Source organism: Monashia sp. HAY1-2A (genome assembly GCF_056755315.1).
In genome coordinates this window covers 1-554 of record NZ_JBNDHY010000322.1, presented here as the reverse complement: position 1 = coordinate 554, position 554 = coordinate 1, and the positions used below count along the sequence as shown (strand labels likewise).

The 554-nt window shown below is 71.3% G+C and carries 1 protein-coding gene; it reads right to left on the bottom strand.

Annotation, left to right across the window (positions count from 1 at the left end):
* Positions 1–15: 15 nt before the first annotated feature.
* Positions 16–554 (bottom strand): NADP-dependent isocitrate dehydrogenase (locus ACPYOM_RS22115; RefSeq protein ID WP_481347607.1); only part of this gene is annotated, 539 nt, incomplete at its 5' end.

The following is a 554-nucleotide window of genomic DNA, read 5'->3' as shown; positions in this document are numbered from 1 at the left end:
ACGGGCGGGGGCGCGTCAGGCGAGTGCGTCGATGATCTGGTTGAGCGTTGCGGACGGGCGCATGACCTCGGCGACCTTGGCCGGGTCGGGCCGGTAGTAGCCGCCGATGTCGACCGGGTGGCCCTGGGCGCCGATGAGCTCGGCGTCGATGGCGGCGGCGTTCTCCGCGAGTGCCTTGGCGGTGTCCGCGAACGCAGCGGCCAGCGCGGGGTCGTCGGCCTGCTGTGCCAGCTCCTGCGCCCAGTAGAGGGCGAGGTAGAAGTGGCTGCCGCGGTTGTCGATCTGGCCGACCTTGCGTGCCGGCGACTTGTTCTCGTCGAGGAGGCGCCCCGTCGCCCGGTCGAGGGTCTGGCCGAGAACCTTGGCGCGGGCGTTGCCGGTGGCCTCGGCGAAGTGCTCGAGGCTGACGGCGATGGCGAGGAACTCGCCGAGGCTGTCCCAGCGAAGGTAGTTCTCCTGGACGAGCTGCTGCACGTGCTTGGGCGCCGAGCCACCGGCGCCCGTCTCGAACAGGCCGCCGCCGTCGATGAGGGGGACGACCGAGAGCATCTTGG